The 15,127-nt window shown below is 43.9% G+C and carries 15 protein-coding genes; 3 read left to right on the plus strand and 12 right to left on the minus strand.

Annotated features, from left to right (window positions below; genetic code table 11):
• Positions 1 to 23 precede the first annotated feature (23 nt).
• Both NSS87_RS30125 and NSS87_RS30130 read right to left on the minus strand, forming a co-directional pair.
• A complete protein-coding gene (locus NSS87_RS30125) occupies positions 24 to 704 on the minus strand; it encodes a DUF4956 domain-containing protein (protein WP_339244018.1) in 681 nt (226 codons plus the stop codon).
• Positions 697 to 1,440, minus strand: a complete 744-nt coding sequence (locus tag NSS87_RS30130) for a polyphosphate polymerase domain-containing protein (protein ID WP_339244020.1) — start codon at positions 1,438 to 1,440, stop codon at positions 697 to 699. The genes NSS87_RS30125 and NSS87_RS30130 overlap by 8 nt, the downstream gene beginning before the upstream one ends.
• A 376-nt stretch (positions 1,441 to 1,816) precedes the next feature.
• Between NSS87_RS30130 and NSS87_RS30135 the strand changes: the two genes are divergently transcribed.
• Together NSS87_RS30135 and NSS87_RS30140 are read left to right on the plus strand one after the other, a co-directional pair.
• Positions 1,817 to 2,494, plus strand: coding sequence for a response regulator transcription factor (locus NSS87_RS30135; RefSeq protein ID WP_339244023.1), 678 nt, complete (start codon positions 1,817 to 1,819; stop codon positions 2,492 to 2,494).
• Positions 2,494 to 3,768, plus strand: coding sequence for a HAMP domain-containing sensor histidine kinase (locus NSS87_RS30140; protein WP_339244024.1), 1,275 nt, complete (start codon positions 2,494 to 2,496; stop codon positions 3,766 to 3,768). The genes NSS87_RS30135 and NSS87_RS30140 overlap by 1 nt, the downstream gene beginning before the upstream one ends.
• A gap of 72 nt (positions 3,769 to 3,840) precedes the next feature.
• Here the strand turns inward: NSS87_RS30140 and NSS87_RS30145 are convergent, their stop codons facing one another.
• Together NSS87_RS30145 and NSS87_RS30150 are read right to left on the minus strand one after the other, a co-directional pair.
• Entirely contained in the window at positions 3,841 to 4,596 is a 756-nt protein-coding gene (locus NSS87_RS30145) for a class I SAM-dependent methyltransferase (protein WP_339244025.1), read from the minus strand.
• Between the two features lie 14 nt (positions 4,597 to 4,610).
• Complete coding sequence (locus NSS87_RS30150) at positions 4,611 to 5,153, minus strand: hypothetical protein (protein ID WP_339244026.1); 543 nt, start codon at positions 5,151 to 5,153, stop codon at positions 4,611 to 4,613.
• Positions 5,154 to 5,248: 95 nt separating this feature from the next.
• Between NSS87_RS30150 and NSS87_RS30155 the strand changes: the two genes are divergently transcribed.
• Complete coding sequence (locus tag NSS87_RS30155) at positions 5,249 to 6,163, plus strand: phosphatidate cytidylyltransferase (RefSeq protein ID WP_042192888.1); 915 nt, start codon at positions 5,249 to 5,251, stop codon at positions 6,161 to 6,163.
• 1 nt (position 6,164) lies between these two features.
• On the opposite strand, the gene NSS87_RS30160 is transcribed toward NSS87_RS30155, so the two are convergent.
• The 8 genes from NSS87_RS30160 to NSS87_RS30195 form a co-directional block, all read right to left on the minus strand.
• Entirely contained in the window at positions 6,165 to 7,223 is a 1,059-nt protein-coding gene (locus NSS87_RS30160) for a copper amine oxidase N-terminal domain-containing protein (protein WP_339244027.1), read from the minus strand.
• Positions 7,224 to 7,315: 92 nt separating this feature from the next.
• On the minus strand, positions 7,316 to 8,062 hold the full coding sequence (locus NSS87_RS30165) for a uracil-DNA glycosylase family protein (RefSeq protein WP_339244028.1): 747 nt from the start codon (positions 8,060 to 8,062) through the stop codon (positions 7,316 to 7,318).
• A 20-nt stretch (positions 8,063 to 8,082) separates the two neighbouring features.
• Entirely contained in the window at positions 8,083 to 9,306 is a 1,224-nt protein-coding gene (locus tag NSS87_RS30170) for an amidohydrolase (protein ID WP_339244029.1), read from the minus strand.
• A 109-nt stretch (positions 9,307 to 9,415) separates the two neighbouring features.
• The gene (locus tag NSS87_RS30175) at positions 9,416 to 11,053 is read right to left on the minus strand and encodes a methyl-accepting chemotaxis protein (protein WP_339244030.1); all 1,638 of its coding nucleotides are present in this window, start codon (positions 11,051 to 11,053) and stop codon (positions 9,416 to 9,418) included.
• A 44-nt stretch (positions 11,054 to 11,097) separates the two neighbouring features.
• The gene (locus NSS87_RS30180; RefSeq protein WP_339244033.1) at positions 11,098 to 11,862 is read right to left on the minus strand and encodes a polysaccharide deacetylase family protein; all 765 of its coding nucleotides are present in this window, start codon (positions 11,860 to 11,862) and stop codon (positions 11,098 to 11,100) included.
• The gene (locus NSS87_RS30185) at positions 11,862 to 12,464 is read right to left on the minus strand and encodes a polysaccharide deacetylase (RefSeq protein WP_339244034.1); all 603 of its coding nucleotides are present in this window, start codon (positions 12,462 to 12,464) and stop codon (positions 11,862 to 11,864) included. The genes NSS87_RS30180 and NSS87_RS30185 overlap by 1 nt, the downstream gene beginning before the upstream one ends.
• 26 nt (positions 12,465 to 12,490) lie before the next feature.
• Positions 12,491 to 13,087, minus strand: a complete 597-nt coding sequence (locus tag NSS87_RS30190; RefSeq protein ID WP_042192900.1) for a sensor domain-containing protein — start codon at positions 13,085 to 13,087, stop codon at positions 12,491 to 12,493.
• Positions 13,088 to 13,283: 196 nt separating this feature from the next.
• The gene (locus tag NSS87_RS30195; RefSeq protein WP_339244035.1) at positions 13,284 to 15,071 is read right to left on the minus strand and encodes a hybrid sensor histidine kinase/response regulator transcription factor; all 1,788 of its coding nucleotides are present in this window, start codon (positions 15,069 to 15,071) and stop codon (positions 13,284 to 13,286) included.
• Between the last annotated feature and the right edge of the window lie 56 nt (positions 15,072 to 15,127).

Consider the following 15,127-nt stretch of genomic DNA (forward strand, 5'->3'; position numbering starts at 1 on the left):
TCTCATCAATCCTTTCGATCATTTTAATAGTCATTTGCAGAGGGAGTCATAGTTAACGAGAGATCTAGATTCCCGTTACGAGTGCGAATCGCATCTAGAAATTCCTTCTGGTTCACAGTCTCACCCAGCGTAACGGCGTAGACGAGTTCATATAAACTACCAAGCTCAGTCGTTCTAATCTTCTTAAGCTCATACCCCACATTAAATTTATTGAAAACTTCAGCGAAGGCTTCCTCATAGCCCAGACTCTCTGGAATAGTTACCTTGAGTGTCTTTTGCAACGTTGTTTTTACCCCGAAATTAGTCCGATTAAGAATAAACATAAGTGCGCACAAGATAAGAGTGAACAAGACTGCGTATCCGAATGAACCTACCCCGCAGGCCAGTCCTGATGCCATGGTAAACAATACAAATGTGATATCCTTCGGATCACCAGGTGCACTTCTGAACCGAATGATGGAGAACGCTCCGGCAAGACTGAAGGCTCTGGCAACATTACTGCCAATGAGCAGAATGATGATGGCCACAATTACGGGCAGCAGTACCATCGTGAGTGTGAAGCTCTGCGAATACCCACTGGAATTTGTCTTCATATAGGTGTAGCTAATGATCCCGCCGAGGGCGATAGCTATAACAATAGTTAGGATTGCGTTGGTAAACGTTAGCTCTGTACTCGTTGCTGCGGTAAATAATGAATCAAGCATAAAGAGCACTCCCCCGTTCTGTTTTACTGTTCTTCAGCATTTTTTTATATTCATTACCGTACTTGGAGAAGCTTGTACGGTACATTTGATGCTCTGAGAGCATTTTTGCTAACCAAACCGGAATCGTATTTTCAGCCTTTACTTCCATAAGCCACTGACCTGGCTCTAGTAATGGTTCGCCATAAACGCCATGCTCCATCTTGAGATCGTACCGCCGACTTCGAATATTCGTATCGAACGTGATTCTTAAATCACGATTTTTTTTACAAAACAACGCTTTGCGGTCATAAGACAGATACACCTTTGGCTGCAATTCATACCGCGTTAAAAAGTATTTAATCTCTTCAATCACCTGTTTGTTCATATAATCCTTAAATTCTGGCTCCCTGCCAGTGGCAACAAAAGCATAAGCCTCGTCTAATTTGAGCGACGTTCTTCTTTTATTCACCAGCCCGAACACCTTCTTCTTAATTTCCAGATACACCTTTGTATCTTGATTCGGAACACCGTAAGCTCGCAAACGCAGCTTCTCTTTGTACTTGGGCTTCGCAAGACTATTACGAATCAGGGTATTGTGCGCAGTATCATAATATAAGTTGGTGATGGAATAAAACTCATGCTGCTTGTTGAAATCGTCTAGTTCCATGTATTCGAGTAATTGGTTATAAAATTTATAGTAAGCTTCGTTATCCAGTAAATATTTGTTCTCATAACGGTTGAATACCTCAATCGCCATATGGGATCATCCCTTTCTGTTTATCGTTGTCTCGTGTGCTTATGAATGTATCTTAGATCCCAAACCTTTAATGAATCTTAAATGGTTTTACAAACTACCCCACTACAGGTGTAAATCGTAACTCCGGTGAATGTTGGACTTCCGGCCGCTGTTGTCTGCAAATTTCTTGATTTAAACTGCTGTTCGCAGTGGAAATCCGCAGACAAAGGCGGACGCTATCGCTCCTAAAGTTCCAAAATCCCCCTCCGTTACTTGCCACCTTATTTGTCCGTTTTTAAAACATATCAATGTCTCTCTTCATTAAGGTTCAGTAAAGGTAATACTGATATAATGACCTCAATAACAAATACTCGTTTTATGTAGGGGATGCAAAACCATGAGAATATTAATCGTAGAAGATGAGCTTCATCTCGCTGAAGCCTTAACTCAAATATTAAAAAAACATAATTATTCGGTGGATGCAGTCCATGACGGTAGATCGGGTCTGGATTACGCACTGAGCGGAATTTATGATTTGCTGCTGCTCGACATTATGCTACCTGAGATGGATGGGGTTAGCGTCCTCAAGACGCTGCGCAAGAAAGGGGAATCCACTCCCGTTATCCTGCTTACCGCAAAGGGGGAGATAACAGATATGGTCACTGGACTAGACTATGGGGCTGATGATTATATCGCCAAGCCTTTTTCCTCGGAGATCTTACTGGCACGAATAAGGGCTGTACTAAGACGTAAAAACGAGGTTATTCCAGATGATGCTTTAAAGTTCGGGGATATTGAATTGAATACATCGACTCTGAAGCTTACCGTGGGTGGCAAAGAGATCAAGCTGAACCTTAAGGAAAGTGAATTATTGGAGCTTCTGATTCTTAGAAAACAAGCCGTAACCTCCAAGGAACAAATTATTGAGAAGTTATGGGGGTTCGATTCGGAGGCAGAGCACAACAATGTGGAGGTGTACATTTCTTTTTTGAGAAAAAAATTGACCTTCTTAAATTCGACTGTACGCATTAGTACGATCAGAAATGTAGGGTATGTTTTAGAGGTGACGGCCTAATGTTCACGAAGCTCAGAAATCGATTTCTTATTGTTAACCTAGTAACTATATCCGTAATAATGCTGGTGGCTTTCATCTCGATTTATGTCATTACGTACCAAGATGTCCAAAACAATATTCAGATGGATCTTCACAGAATTATGGAGAACTACAAGTCTCCCGGCGGTGATACAGGACGAATGGGCTCAACTAAGGGAGGTTCCCAGTTACCCCATGCTGATAATAAACGTATGGATAACGGAACTCCACCTCCGGAACGGTCCGTCTCATTTATGCTGAAGATAGATACAGCGTCGAACCTCATCGGGAAAGATTCCAAATTTACGATGGACGATGAATTTTATGATACAGCTCTGCAAGAGGCTCTAAGTGCTGATAAAGATACCGGAAGGTTCACCTTGGACAGCAGCAAATGGATCTTCAACATCCAGCATACGAATGATGGGGCAATGCTTGTATTTCTGGACATCACTGCCCAGCAGAAAATCCTCACCAATCTAATCTATACCTTCTCTGTAGTTGGCTCGGTGATGCTAATTATCTTATACTTCACAAGCCGTTTTTTCGCTAATCGGTCCATCGCACCGGTGAAGGAGGCTTTTGAGAAACAGAAGCAGTTTATTGCCGATGCTTCCCATGAATTGAAGACGCCGTTGACCATTATTAACACCAATGCGGATGTTCTTCTCTCCAACAGTGATGATACTATTCACAATCAGTCAAAGTGGCTGCACTACATCAAATCGGAAACAGAGAGAATGACCAGTCTGACCAATGATCTGCTATACCTAACCGAGATGGACGACTCCAGATCGACCATGATCTATTCGAAGTTCAATTTGAGCGAAGCGGTTGAGAATATTATTTTAACAATGGAAGCTATTATCTTCGAGAAACGTATCTCGCTTGAATATGACATTGAGCCTAACCTGACTGTGATGGGGAATAGTGAACAGATTAAACAAGTGATTATGATCCTTTTGGACAACGCTGTAAAATATACGAATCCTAAAGGCTCAGTCACTTTATCCCTTAAAAAACAACATAATGATATGGTGTTATCGGTCACCAATACGGGTGAGGGCATTGCACCGGAGCACTTAGCAAGAATCTTTGACCGATTCTACCGTACGAATGCTTCCCGAGCGCGTAAACAAGGGGGTTATGGCCTGGGGCTGGCGATTGCCAAATCCATCGTTGAACAACATAAAGGAAAAATTTACGCCAAAAGCACGGTCGGCGAATCCACCACCTTTTACGTTCATCTTTCGTAACTAAAAGTAAAAAAAGACTCAATCCCTGTTATCACTAGGATTTGAGTCTTTTTAATATGCTGATTTCATTTATTATACTTGGCCCCAATAGACCTCGGTCTCATATTCAAAAAACACTTTATCATCCTGTTTATTTCGTTCAAATAGGTTCCTCAGCTCCGTCATCATATTCTCGTAACGTGGATCTCCGGGGGCCGGAATGTAGGAAGATGATCTCGCCCGTCCGCTTAATCCCTCGAAATCAAACACCTGCTGATTGCTAAAGTGCGCTACTTGCATCTGCCCTGCCTTAAAAAAGGAGCTAAGGATTTCGGGGGTAATATTCTTATGATTAACTTGAGTGTAGTCGGTGCCGAAGGTTTGCACGAGCTGCTCATATTCCTCCAGAAATGGGGTACCGTAAGTACGCCGAGAATTCCATATCAGAACTGCCTTTCCACCCGGTTTAAGAATCCGCTTGAATTCCAATTGCGCTGCATCCCTATCAAACCAGTGAAACGCCTGGGCACACACGATAAAGTCTACAGACTGGTCTGGCAATTCTGTCTTCTCGGCAGAGCCAGGCAATGCGCGGAAATGGTTATCCTTTGCGAACTTCTCCTCCGCAGCTGTACGCATTTCCGGATTTGGTTCAACGGCAGTCACGCGACACCCGCGCTCCAGAAGCAGTGCTGAGAATATTCCTGTTCCTGCGCCAATATCCGCAATATCACAATTCGATTTTAGCCCAATCGTATTGTATAAATAATCAATGGCTTCTTTAGGATAACTCGGGCGGTATTTCACATACGAATCTACCCGATTTGAGAACCGTTCTTTGTTATTCATCCCAATACTCTCCCTTAGCTTTTAGGTTCGTACTCACTTAATTTGCCTTGATAGATTAGCTTCAGCCGATCGCTTTGCCGAAAATCATCCGGCGTTACGAGCGCAGGCAGCTTGTTCCATAGCTTAATGCCGGACCTCTCCAGAATTTCCGCTACAAATTGTGAGCAGAAATAAGAGTTGCTGAATTCAACAGGTTCCTTCAAAGCGATACCAATCACGCCGAGAATATTATAGAGATACTTTTGCCGGCTTCGGATAAAGACTTTGAGTACCCGCTCCATCTTCTCCACTTCACGGGCTGTAACTTGAAGTTCATATAGAACACACGTCGTATTTGGATATTTGCTGAACGTGCCTGTCTTAATATCCTCCTTCACGAATCCTCCGTTTAGAGGGTTGCTCGGGTGCTTTCTGCCAAAGCTATATAACTCGGAAAGCTCCCGATTAAAGGAGATCGAGGCATGATTATAAGGAGCTCTCGTGTAGCCTTGAATAAGCTTCGTAAAGAGCGTTCCGGTATTCGTAAGCAAGATAAAGATCGATGGATCATCTGCCATTTACAATTTTCCCCTTATCAAGATTGAACGTTTCCTTCATAATAACATATGAACCCATTAATGGAATCTACTCTACGACAAGTTGGTGATTAGCTATCGACCGCTCTCTATTAACGGTAATCCTGATTTTTGCGGCCTTATCGGCCATTCACTTGATGTATGTAGTTATAGGCAAATTACAGCCCAGTAAAGACTATACAGGGATCGGCTTCCGCATCAAAACCTGGTGGGGAATGCTTTTTATCTTTTGTTTGGCTACTCTCTTTAATCCAGTCGTCTCACTATTGGCACTCATGGTGCTGACCTTCTTCGCACTCAAAGAATATTTCTCCATGATAAAGTCACGAAAATCCGACCGCAGACTATTTCTGTGGGCGTACTTATCCATTCCTCTACAGTTCTACTGGATTTATATCGAATGGTACGGGATGTTTATTGTGTTTATTCCAGTCTATGTATTCTTACTCCTACCGCTACCTAGGCTCATTAATAAAGGGACAGTTGGCTTCCTGCGTAGTGTTAGTTCAACCCAGTGGGGATTAATGCTGATGGTCTTCGGACTTAGTCACTTAGCATATTTTCAATTTGCTACACCGGAGTATGGAGCGGGGCTTGTATTATTCCTAGTAGTGCTGACACAGCTGAATGATGTGGTCCACTATCTCGCATCCCTTTATATGGGAAAGCGCAAAGTGGTCCCAACCGCCAACCCGTATTTGACCTGGGAAGGTTTTGCCTGTGCGTTTGTCGTAACAACCGGGGTCTCCTATTTGATCTATCCCTACCTGACGCCGCTCAACCCGATCTTCGGTTTCCTGTCAGGCATGCTAATCAGTTTGAGCGGCTTCTTGGGTAGCTTAACGGTTTCCGTGCTGAAGCGAGATTTGCTCATCGGTGATGGCGATAAATTCGTAGCTTTAAAAGAAAGCTATTTAAGCCGTGTGGATAGCTTGACCTACACCTCGCCGGTCTTTTTCCATGTCATCCGTTATTTCTTCGATTTCATGTAAATTAGTTTTCTACAACGATTTTGGTCGCTTGGCCGATAGGTGGCAAGCTCTTGGTCAACATCGGACCGTAGAACGCATACACTTTGTCACCTTTTTTCAGCTCACTTATGGCAATCTTCTGATTGTCTTTCGTGCCGAGAATAGTCGTAGTATCTGAAGTATTTAGAACAATCGTCTCGAAGGAAGAATCACTGAGCTTATCGCCTTTGATTACAACGCGGGTCGTACCATTATCTGAAGGAGTAACCTCTTCGATCACGCCAACTGTTCCCAAGGTCTGCTGATCGGGAGCTTGTTCTTTCACAACAATCTTGATCGCGCCCGCCAATGGAGGCATGCTCATAGCCATGACCATACTGTGCTCGACCTCGATGGACATGCCTAGCTGCAGATCAGCAAAGGTTAGCTTCTTATTATCAGCAGATACGATTTCCGTTTCATCAGAAATGCCTAGGCGAACGCCATGACCATAGCCGTTGAGGCCGATTTCAACATTTTTTTCGCCCTTATAGATACTAGTGATTGATCCTTGTTTGATCGTGTCTGAAGCGGTCTCTCCATTGCCTTGTTCCTTGGAATTAATCGATATGGTTCCAGTTGGGCCTGCGACTACTTCAAGCTTCAATACTTTTTCGAAGAATGATAATGGAACGTAGGTTTTTCCATTCTTTAGCTCCGGTACAGCACCCAGCGAAAGAATTGTTGTACCATTACGGTAAGCATCTTTTGCAATTTGAAAGGACATCGACTGGCTATCTTTCTCAAGACCTAGCGATTGAAGGCTTTGAGTCCATCTTAGCTTGTATCCAAGCGCTTCAGCTGCTGTACGGATTGGGATCATAACTTCCTTGCTTGAACCTACGTATAGCGGAACATCGACTGGGGAGTAGCCGTTACCATCAATGACTAGCACATATTTTAGACCACCATAAGAATCCTGCGGTACTGAGGAATTAGTCGCTGGTTTGACTGGAGCTGGCTGGATTGGAGCAGCAGAGATGACGTTCGATGCTATGAGCGTGCCAGCGAGGACCGCTCCGATTACTTTGAATGTTTTCATAGTGAATTATACCTCCTGAGATGAATGAAATTGTGCTACTCTATCATTCTTAACGTGAGGTCCAGGAAAAATGTTGCGATAAGATCAATCACTCAGACGTTCCATAAATGATCTTGGAGCGTCTTTGTCATGTCCTCTTGCTGGCTGGCAAACTGCTTAAATCTATGTCCGTTCGCTCCAGAAGGATGAGGAAATCCCCATAAACAGCGGTGATCATCGAGCTTACCCTCAGATACCAAAAGCTGGAGCATTCCCTCCACCGTTTTTCCTAGAGGAATAATTAAAGCTTGGCTCAGGATGCCCAGCTCCTGCTCTAACGACAATAGCGTACATTCTCTAAGGAACGGATCTGAACGTAGCTTAGGATGTGCCCCATTATAATTTTTCTTCTCTACGAACACAGGAAAACGCAATACAGAGGTGGTATGCAGGTTCGTTTGCTGCTTCTGAAACAATTGGTCACAAGAGGTAAGGTTCAAGTACTGATGAAGCCCAAGTGTATCTAGCATGTGAATTAACGTACTTCTCATGGAGCCTGCGAACCTCGCCGCTTCTTTTGCTTTTCTGCATACCTCTTCATCTGAAAGCCCGGCTTTCAACCCAATAACTGCTTCTTGTATGGCTATTCTCATTTGTGTAAACCCGGGCGTTAGTCCGATAATAATCACCTTTGCAGATGGATTAATGTATTCATTGTGCGGTGCATAGTACATTTCAAGCTTCCCGCTTCGCTTCATTAGAAGCTTATCCACCTGCAGATCATCTTTCGATAGCACGGTCCCCTTCGGAAGAGAGAGCATCGCTGATTTATACTGTTGTAAATGGTTAGAGATGAGCATGTCATCCACCTCTCATGTCCCTATAATGATCCACTCACGAGACGCCCTTCGAACCATACCGCTTGACGGTCCGCTCTTCTTGCTACTGCTTCGGCCGAGCAGCTGGCATGCAGCAGCACAAAGCTTGCCGTGTCTCCTACTTTTGGCCATACCTGTTCACCTTTTAGATTAAGAGGCGTTATCCCTCCTGTTATGAATCTAAGGGATTGCGATAATGACCGTTCATCACTACACCCATATAACTCTGCGTACCGTCCCGCCTTCTCCAATTGATCTCCATTTCCAAAAGGAGACCAGTGATCCGTAAGGCTGTCTGTTGCCAGTTTCACTTGTACACCTTGGCTGTGCAGCATCGGTAGTGGCATCATCATTCTTCCGATAGGTACTGTGGATGCAATCCCCATACCAAGTGATGCCATCCGTGCAGCCATTTCTTCTGCTTCCTGCTGCGATGCACCTGCGAACCAGAATGCGTGACTAACGGTCACCTTGCCCTGTAAGCCAGCTTCTTCTGTGAGATCAGCCAAACGCGACAGCGTCTGCTTTCCTGCTTCTTTTCCATCATGTAAGTGAAGATCAATGCCAGCATTATTCATTACCGCTAGCTCGACCATGGTCTGGAGTGACTTCTCGATATCTCCATCCACTGAGTATGGATCGACACCACCTACATAGGTTGCCCCCTCTGCTAGGGATTGCTTTACTAATTCAACAGAATTAGAGCGAAGCAGACCATGCTGCGGAAAGGCTACAATTTCAGATGAAATTTTGCCGGAGAAGGTATCCAATGCTTGCAGGGTTGCCTCTAAACGCTTCAGACCGCTGACAGGCTCAATATTACAATGACTACGCACATGTGTGGCACCGAAACGCTGTATAAGCGTCAAGATGCTCTCCGCTTGTTGTCTCGCCATAGGCAGCAGCTTAGGCAATAATACCTTCTCTTCCTCAATGCGTTCAAAGACACCGGCAGCAGGCTTTACCGCTTTCCATGGTCCAGCGAAATATGTTTTATCTAAATGGATATGCGCCTCCTCAAAGGAAGGAAGCATCAATAACCCTTTGCAGTCATATTTAGGTAGATGACTCTGAAGCTCTACGTCCGCTCCAACCACTTCCGAAATCTTATCCCCGTCAATTCGGATATGACAAACCTTCGTATCTGTACCAACCACTTGTCCATCCTCAATAACATAACCCTGCTCTAATCTTATATTGGTTAACCAGTAAGAAGCATTCAACATGCTACCCCATCCTTTTCTCAACGATTTAATATAGGTGCAAACCACTTTATCCTAAATGGTACCATAGCCTTCCTATATAAAAAATGTTTGAAAGGTTTTTAGCATAAGACTATATCGTAAATATCCCAACTTCTAACTTTAAAAATACAGATAACTCGCTGAGTTCTCTAAGTTTGGTCGTCATCTCATCGATAGTCGCAAGTTGCTCCTCCGTGGAAGCCGCTACTTCCTGTGAGGACGATGCCGACTGATCAATGAGCTGCGAAGATTGCACTAGAGCCTTTAATGATTGATGTGACATTGTAGACAGCTCACCAAATATGCCTTGAATGCGCAGCGTGCTTTGGGTTGTTAGATCAACCTTCTGAAAGATTTCCTCCAGAGATTGTTGCCCTTGTAATACTAAATCATTCTGTTGATTGACCACTTGTTGACTCGATTCCATCGTTTTGACCGCTGCATTCGTATCCGCTTGAATTGCGCCAACAAGCTCGGCAATCTGCTCGGCTGCTCTTTCGGAACCTTCAGCAAGCTTACGGATCTCTCCTGCAACTACTGCAAAACCTTTCCCTTGCTCTCCAGCGCGGGCCGCTTCAATGGCTGCATTTAGCGCGAGTAGATTCGTCTGACTAGCCAATTCGGAAATCACGTTAATGATCTCACCGATTTGGCTGGATCGGCTGTTCAACTGTGCAATGGTTTCTGTTGAGCGCTCAATGGAACTAACCATAGTTTCCAAGTGATCTACAGATGCCCGGTTTGCACGCTGGCCAGTTTGCACCGCTTTTATTAAATGATTGGAATCGCTAACTGTCTTTACCGTTTCCTGCATAATTTCCTCAGAGATTTCCCCTGTCCGTTCCATCATCGTGAGTACTTGCCGCACATGATCTGCTTGCTCCGTCGACCTCACAGCCATATCCGTAATAATCGTGGTAATTTGCTTGGATGTCTCATTTGTCTGCTCTGCTGAAACTTGAAGTATTTCTGCATTTTCATTCAGATGATTGGCCTGTGAAGTAACATTCCCGACGATGGCCCGAATGTTATCCAGAAACTGATTCATTGAATACGCCAACATCCCAATCTCATCATTACGCTTCATGTCCAGCTTCTTAGTCAGATCGCCTCCGTGTTCAACAAGCTCCATTACATGCTCATTAATTCTTCGCAGCGGTCGTACAATAAGTCGGGTTAAGATAATGAAGAGTAAGACAATAAAAATAATCAAAGCGATAACAAAACCGCCAATAATTAAATATTGGTTGTTCATCATTGGCTCCAAGATCTGTTCTACAGACATCACTAGCACTAGCTTGTAATCTGTATCGCCGATCCTTGTAAAAGCATAAACATTCTTCGAGTCCTCCGTACCACTAGTTCCCGTAGATTGTGCTATGACCTGACCAACCTTCTGCAACTGTATGTCCGGTTCATCAAATATAGCTTTACCTATATCGTGCTTAGGGTTCTGGCTTGCTACATATCGACCAGCTTTATCTATGACAAAATAATAACCTGCATCCTCCTCACTCATTTCAGCCAAGCTCTTCTGAAAATCATTCGACAATCGACTATTCAGTTTAGTAGAAGTAAGCTCCACCTTATAGTTAAGCTTTTGTTCAACTTCATGACTGAGAATTTCATTAAACTTAGAAAATGTGTACATACATAGACCTGCAAAAATCAACACCATGTATACTACAGAAACGGTCATAACGATGGTTCGAACGGTTTTCTTCTTCAATGTCTGAATTCCCTTCCAATCTAGTGACATCATGTCATCCATAGCTACAGATTAATCTGACCGTGATGTTTGACGCTGGATCTAGCTTCTCCAATGCGATTAGCTTCCTTGTTCAGTAGCTCATCCACTCGATGGCTCTTCAGCCCCCTTCTAGGAATCTCCTTTAAGACCTCTTCCAGTCCGGTGATCATGTTCAGCGGTGCTTCTCGATCTGCCCCCGGTGTATCACCATTGTCGTGCAGAACGATGATAGAACCGGGTTTTATCTTTTTCAATAAGTCATGCTTTATTTGGGCTGCGCTAACAGACGCCTTCCAGTCTCCCACCATTACAGACCACAACACTACCCGATAAGAACGTCTAAGAAAGACAAGATCGCCTAAATTAAGGAGCCCCCATGGTGGTCGATACAAGATAGGCCGCTCTCCTGTAATCCGCTCGACAATATCAGCTGTTCGATCTACTTGCTTCCTTCTATTCGTCCATGGAGAGTAAATCCAGTTAGGCGTATGTGTATAATTATGAATGCCGATCTGATGTCCTTCACGGTGCATTCGCTGGATTAAATCCGGGAATTGCTCAGCCCTTTTGCCTAATACGAAAAAAGTTGCTTTAACGTCATGTTCATGCAGCAAGTCCAATAATTCAGGGGTATAGCATGGATCTGGCCCGTCATCGAAAGTAAAGGCAACTTCCTTCGCGGCATTTCCTCTGGATACAACTCCCCATCCCAATATTCGAGTAATCACAAACGGAACAATCATATAAAGAATAATCGCATCTATAGCTAAAATAAGGAGCGTCCACATTAGGAAACCGCCTCTTTCCTTCGAGGAGCAAACCGCGCTTTCAAAGACTGCTTACTAAGCACGAGCATCTTAGGAGACAACTTCTCCGTGCTGTCCTCAACGCGATGTTTCCCCTCCGGATGCAGCATCCGAAGTAAGAACCGAAGATAGATTCCGAACCATCGCCGCTGCCATTTGGACTTGATAGGATGCTGCTCAAACCCTATTCCATGAATGATCCCCCGGTGAAGTAGCGTAATCCCCGTTAGCGCCTGCACTTTGCTTAGTTCTGGATTGCTATCTAGTTCACGACTAATCTCCTTCATGGCCTCGCGAAGCATACGTGCAGTTCGAATTCCGGCCCGATCAGCGCCCAGGGTACGCGTAAGCTGCACTACCTGACGATTATCCAGATGAAGTTCACCCACCCAATCTCCGGGAAGAATCTGATGTCCATCTTGGCAGACTATACTTTCACCGTGATACTTTAACACGACCAATTTACATATCCCGTATCTCCACACGGACTGGCTGCGGAATTTGGTGACAATAGCAAATAGGTTCTCCCACATCATCCAAAGAGATTGCGAGAATACTTTTATAAATGAAACTGAGGCTACCATTAATCTTCCTTCTTTCGTGTAAAAGTTTATCTTCTAGCAAAATCTTTCACTAAACGCCGCGTATACCTGCCGATCATCTTTACTAAACCGTTGCCAAGATAAGCACCTATCCAAAGAGATACCGCGCCTAACAGCATGAACAGAAGTGAGGTGTTGAGTGTTTTATTTTCAATCCCGAATAACGATATAGAAGAGATATCGATGAAATACAAGATAGGGGACAACAAGAGAATAATAGGGGACAAATAGAAAAGAGTTGCACATATGAGACTGAGCATTCCAATTCCAAATTGCAGCATTAACCCTATAATTGCTCTCCAGTTATGCTCATCGGACAGCTCCGCCTTAACCTTTTCCCATATGTTTCCTTGTTCTTGAGATCGAGTTGGAAGCGTCCGAACGGAGATATCCGTATAGACTTTCGTTCGAATTCGCTCATGTTGTAAAAAGGTTTCGGTAGAACGCAAAACATAATAAAGGATCGGAATCCCTACTATGGTGAAGGACATCGCGACCCCAAAAGTGATGCCTACCAAATAAAAGCAAAAGTAAAATAGCCCTGTGGCAAAAGTAATTAATAAGAAACAGAAATTCCTCACATGCTTCCGGATCATTTGACTCATATTCTCCTCTTCCTCTCTGCACTAAAAATTTGTTCATCTTTGTAAATCCTATGTTAGAGCTCCTGATGTAAAATCGACCAGTGCCATAATGTCATATGACAGTTATTTCATACAAAAAAGCACCTTTCGCCTACTCCCACAAGGGAAAATAGACAACAAGGTGCTCGCTCTACAATTTCAGATCATTCGGTTTTAGTTATTCCAATGTGCCAAAGGCTTTCTCAAGAGCCTCTTCGCGATTCCGTACACCCAGCTTAGCATAGATGGTAGAAGCGTAATTTCTCACCGTTCCATCAGACAAATACAATTTAGCTGCAATGGATTTATAACGCATGCCCTTTGACAGGCATTCTAGAATTTCCAGCTCGCGCGGGGTCAGCCCATACTCATTACTCTGCTCAGTCTGCGCTTCAGAAGTTGGATGCATCTCATAATGATCAATTAATACATTCGTAATAGCTGGTGTTATCATCTTCACACCCCGATGTACGAGACGTATCCCTTCGAATAGCTCCTGCGGTTCAGTAGACTTTAACAAGTAGCCATCTGCCCCGTTTTGCAGTGCTTCGACTGCCAAATCCGTTTCTTGAAAAGTAGTCAGGATCAGCACTCGTACCCCTGGCCACTTTTGCTTAATAAGCTTCGTTGCTTCCGCACCGTCCATGTCAGGCATATTTAAGTCCATCAGCACCACATGAGGCTGTTCCTGCTCACAGAAGCCTACTGCTTGTTCACCATTCTCAGCTAACCCAATGATCTCAAAATCGGGCTGCTGCTCTAAAATAATTCGCAGACTATCCCGGATATAAGGTTGATCATCGACCAGCAATAAGCGAATCATTTCCTCCTGTATCTCTTCAAGCCTTGGTAAACTACAGGTCACTAAGGTTCCTTCCCCTGGCTTAGAGTAGAGATACACTTGGCCTTGCAGGTTGGAAGCACGTTCCTTCATCGCGTTCACACCAAATCCTGCTTTTAAATCTTCAGTGCCTAATCCATTATCCTGCACTTCCAGTCGAATTAACTTCTCCTCGTAATGCAGGGTGATGACAATTTCACTGGCTTGACCATGACGAACAGCGTTGGTTATCGACTCTTGCAAACATCTATATAAGGTCATTTTAGCCTGCTTGGATATTGTATAAGCCTCTCCGAACGTTCTTAGACGAACCTGAACCTTCGAAAAGGTCTGGAAATCATCCACTAATTTCTGCAGGGACTGCATAAGCGTCAATGAATCCTGCGAAGAGCCCACATGGTGCAAATATTTACGCACATCATCCAAGCCATTGCGAGTTAGCTTTAATAAGGAATCTATCTTTTGCTCTCCTTCAGAGGTATTCACCTCCGTACGTAAAGTCTCCAGCCCCATAAGAATTGAAGTATAAGAATGCCCTACAGTGTCATGCAAATCTTTGGATAATCGATCTCTTTCCTCCAGAAGGGTCATACGCTCGACTTGTGAGATATACTGCTCCAGGACAGCATTCTGGTTCTTAATAATCCCGTTCTGCTTATGATTCACCACCAGCAAGTGAAAAGCGAAGCCAATCGTATACACCAAGCCAAAGTTCACAATCATCGATATAGCATCCATTTGTTGTGACAATTTAGATAACATTATTGGAATCAAGATCACCGTGATCGGAGCTGACCAACGATAGGACTTCTGTGCACTATTGCTGGCAATCATAAAAGCAATTGGCAGAAAAGTTACATACGAATCAGGAAACAGAGCAGCCAAATATAAGCATAGACCACCTGAAAGAAGGATCTCCGCCATCAGATAATACTTATAATGCAGCTGCAAACAAAACCAAGGCACTGAAAAAGAGATCACACCCCAAACAAACACGATCCAGAAAGGAATCGTAAAGTCCTCCGAGAGGTAACACATCGTAACTATAAAAGAAGTAGAAAAACAAATCCGAAACAGGAGGACGAGCCAATCGTACCAGAACCACTGTTTGACCAGATTAAACAAGACATTGCCCCCTATAAATTCTGCTGACTAGACCCTTATTATAGTGTAACCCCCTG

The sequence above is a fragment of the Paenibacillus sp. FSL F4-0243 genome (assembly GCF_037963295.1).
Lineage (GTDB): Bacteria > Bacillota > Bacilli > Paenibacillales > Paenibacillaceae > Paenibacillus_AQ.

Coding starts and splice junctions, on each gene's coding strand:
- NSS87_RS30125 (WP_339244018.1), bottom strand. CDS start 704: ATGCTTGATTCATTATTTACCGCAGCAACGAGTACAGAGCTAACGTTT.
- NSS87_RS30130 (WP_339244020.1), bottom strand. CDS start 1,440: ATGGCGATTGAGGTATTCAACCGTTATGAGAACAAATATTTACTGGAT.
- NSS87_RS30135 (WP_339244023.1), top strand. CDS start 1,817: ATGAGAATATTAATCGTAGAAGATGAGCTTCATCTCGCTGAAGCCTTA.
- NSS87_RS30140 (WP_339244024.1), top strand. CDS start 2,494: ATGTTCACGAAGCTCAGAAATCGATTTCTTATTGTTAACCTAGTAACT.
- NSS87_RS30145 (WP_339244025.1), bottom strand. CDS start 4,596: ATGAATAACAAAGAACGGTTCTCAAATCGGGTAGATTCGTATGTGAAA.
- NSS87_RS30150 (WP_339244026.1), bottom strand. CDS start 5,153: ATGGCAGATGATCCATCGATCTTTATCTTGCTTACGAATACCGGAACG.
- NSS87_RS30160 (WP_339244027.1), bottom strand. CDS start 7,223: ATGAAAACATTCAAAGTAATCGGAGCGGTCCTCGCTGGCACGCTCATA.
- NSS87_RS30165 (WP_339244028.1), bottom strand. CDS start 8,062: ATGCTCATCTCTAACCATTTACAACAGTATAAATCAGCGATGCTCTCT.
- NSS87_RS30170 (WP_339244029.1), bottom strand. CDS start 9,306: ATGTTGAATGCTTCTTACTGGTTAACCAATATAAGATTAGAGCAGGGT.
- NSS87_RS30180 (WP_339244033.1), bottom strand. CDS start 11,862: ATGTGGACGCTCCTTATTTTAGCTATAGATGCGATTATTCTTTATATG.
- NSS87_RS30185 (WP_339244034.1), bottom strand. CDS start 12,464: ATGGTAGCCTCAGTTTCATTTATAAAAGTATTCTCGCAATCTCTTTGG.
- NSS87_RS30190 (WP_042192900.1), bottom strand. CDS start 13,087: ATGAGTCAAATGATCCGGAAGCATGTGAGGAATTTCTGTTTCTTATTA.